Annotated in this window: 3 protein-coding genes; all 3 read right to left on the bottom strand. The window is 72.6% G+C overall.

All coding sequences use genetic code 11. From position 1 onward, the window contains the following. Positions 1-738 (bottom strand): glycerate kinase (locus tag CQZ88_RS08810; RefSeq protein WP_258008519.1); only part of this gene is annotated, 738 nt, incomplete at its 3' end. Further along, positions 720-1,673 (bottom strand): hydroxymethylglutaryl-CoA lyase, encoded by a 954-nt coding sequence (locus CQZ88_RS08805; protein WP_102799611.1) that lies wholly within the window; start codon positions 1,671-1,673, stop codon positions 720-722. The genes CQZ88_RS08805 and CQZ88_RS08810, both read right to left, overlap by 19 nt. Beyond that, on the bottom strand, positions 1,670-2,896 hold the full coding sequence (locus tag CQZ88_RS08800) for a CaiB/BaiF CoA-transferase family protein (protein ID WP_006943021.1): 1,227 nt from the start codon (positions 2,894-2,896) through the stop codon (positions 1,670-1,672). The genes CQZ88_RS08805 and CQZ88_RS08800 overlap by 4 nt, the downstream gene beginning before the upstream one ends. Between the last annotated feature and the right edge of the window lie 32 nt (positions 2,897-2,928).

Below are 2,928 nucleotides of genomic sequence, written 5' to 3'. Positions count from 1 at the left end.
CTCGAAACCGACGGCGTCGAGCACGAATTCGGCTCCCGAGCGCAGGTCCGCGCCGAACTGCGCCCACATGCCGCCGGCGAAACCGCCGGCCGCGCCGGTGCCGTCGACCTCGCGCGGATCACGCGGAAGCGTCACGGCCGCGTCCTCGAGGCGCCGCGTGAGCCGCTCCACGGCCGTCTCGTCGGCGCCCTTCTGCGGGCCGAACACCACGGCGGCGTCGGCGTAGCGGGTGGTCACGTCCGTCAGCACCGTGACGGTGGCGGTGCCCAGGCCGCCGGCCTCCACGATGGCGGTGATCGCGCCGAGCCCGCCGTCGGTCGTGGCCGACCCGCCGGCCGCGACGACGATGTGCGTGGCGCCGCGCCGCAGTGCCTCGACCATCGCCAGCCCGGTGCCGTAGGTGTCCGCCGTCATCGGATCACGGAAGCCCTTGTGCGGTGTGGTGATTCCGCTGAAGGTGGCGAGTTCGACGACTGCGGTGCCGTCCTCGCCGAGTCCGAACGATCCCGAGCACGGTGCTCGCCAGGGGTTCACGGATTCCATCTCGATCGGCTCGAGGCCGAGCGCGCCGGTGAGCACGTCGAGGGTGCCGTCGCCGCCGTCGGCCACCGGCATCCGGATCGCCTCGAGCCCAGCGGATTCCGCGCCGGCCGCCACCTCCTCGGCGACCTCCGCGGCCCGGTACGTGCCCTTGAAACTGTCCGGAGCGATCAGCACCCTCACCGGTTCACCACCCATTCGAACGCCGCGGCCTCGGATCGGGCCCCCTGCGCAGCGCGGGAGCGGTTCGGCTCGCCCAGGTCGGCGACGACGGACTCCCCGAGCCGGACCAGGTCGGCGAACACCGCCGGGGTCAGCCAGGGGGGCCGGGTGGCGAAGAGCAGGTCCTCGCTCGCGGTATTGCCGCTCGCGCCGGGGGCGAACGGGCAGCCGCCGAGACCGCCGAGCGAACCGTCCACCACCGCGGCGCCCGCCCCGATCGCCGCGAGGCTGTTGGCGACGCCCAGACCCCAGGTGTCGTGGCCGTGGAAGACGATGCGGCGGGCGGGGGAGTCGTCGCGCACCCGGGACACCAGCGCCGCGACCTGCGCCGGCACGGCCTGGCCGAGGGTGTCCGCCAGGACGATGTCGGCGGCGCCGTCGGCGCGGGGGTCGCACGCGATCTCGAGCACCCGATCGGGGTCGACAGGCCCGTCGAACGGGCAGGTGAACGCCGTGGCCAGGCAGAGCTGGATGCTGCCGCCGGCAGCGCGGGCGTGCTCCACCGCGGCGGGCATCGCGGCGAGGCTCGCGTCGGTGTCCCGGCCGATGTTGGCACGGTTGTGTGCATCCGACACCGACAGGCAGTACTGGAAGTGCCGGGCGCCGGCGGCGGCCGCCTTCTCCACGTGCCGCGGCGTGGCCACCCAGATGTAGCAGCGGTCGAGTTCCTCGGGCGTGAGCATCCCGATCAGTTCGACGGTGCCGGCCATCGGGGGCACCAGATCGGGCCGGGCCATCGAGCCGATCTCGAGCTGCGGCACGCCGGCGGCCAGCAGGGCACGGACGATCTGTGCCCGGCGCTCGACGGGCAGCACCTTGCCGGTCAGTTGCAGCCCGTCGCGCAGGGTCACATCGCGCAGTTGCGGTGCCCCGGCCCTCACGACACCACCGCTCACGACACCACCGCTCACGACACCACCTCCAGGAGCTCGTCGATCTCGGCCTCGGTCCGGCCGAGCAGGCCGCCGAGGATCTCGCGGGTGTGTTCGCCCAGGTCCGGCCCGACGTTGCGGATCGGCAGCGACCGGCCGCCGAGCACGGGCACGATGCCCGGGAACCCGACCTGTTTCGGCTCGTCCTCGCCGACGTCGACGGCGAAGTGCTGGATCATGTTCCGGGCCCGGTACTGCTCGTCGTCGACGATGTCGGCCGCCGTGTAGATCGGCCCGCACGGCACCCCCGCGGCCTCGAGGATCCCGAGCACCTCGTCGCGCGGCCGGCGCCGCGTCCAGTCGGCGATCGCGGCGTCGAGTTCCTCCCGCCGGTCCCACCGCCCGTGGTTGGTGGTCAGGCCGGGATCGTCGGCGAGGTCGGGCCGCTCGATGGTGCGCATGTAGCGCTGGAAGATGGCGTCCGCGTTGCCGGCGATGATCACGGAGGTGCCGTCCGAGCAGGGGTAGGCGTTCGAGGGGGCGATGCCCTCCATGCGGCCGCCGACCCGTTCGCGCCGGACGCCGTAGGCGAGGTAGTCGGGAATCAGCGATTCCATCATCGACAGCATCGACTCGTTCAGGGCGACGTCGACGACCCGGTTCACCATCGGCAGCGACCCGATCAGCTGCCGCTGCAGCAGCGCCGTGACCGAGCCGAAGGCCGCGTACAGCCCGGCGATGGAGTCGCCGATCGACACCCCGACCCGCACCGGCGGCCGGTCCGGGTCCCCGACGAGTTCGCGGAACCCGCCGACGGCCTCGGCGACGGCCGCGAATCCGGGGCGATCCGCGAGGGGCCCCGTCTGGCCGAACGCGGAGATCCGGGTGATCACCAGGTCGGGCTTGATCTCCGACAGCACCTCGGGGCCCATGCCCCACTTCTCCAGGGTGCCCGGCCGGAAGTTCTCGAGCAGCACGTCGCAGTGGCGCACCAGATCGAGGATCACGGCCCGGCCCGCGTCGGTACGCAGGTCCACCACGATGGACTTCTTGTTGCGGTTCACCGTGCGGTACAGCATCGACGTGTCCCCGGCGTACAGGCGCCAGTTGCGCAGTTCGTCGCCGGTGCGGGGACGTTCGACCTTGATGACCTCGGCGCCGAAGTCGGCGAGCAGCCGGCCCGCGGTGGGTGCGGCGATGTAGTTGCCGAGTTCGAGGACGCGGATGCCCTCGAGAGGGCGCAGGATCTCCTCCGAGTTCATGGGCAACAGTGTGCCCTGTGCCGCTGCGCGGC

Source organism: Rhodococcus sp. ENV425 (assembly GCF_002887785.1).
GTDB lineage: Bacteria > Actinomycetota > Actinomycetes > Mycobacteriales > Mycobacteriaceae > Rhodococcus > Rhodococcus aetherivorans.
Note: the sequence above shows the minus strand (reverse complement) of the source record. Positions and strands in the feature narration are given on the sequence as shown.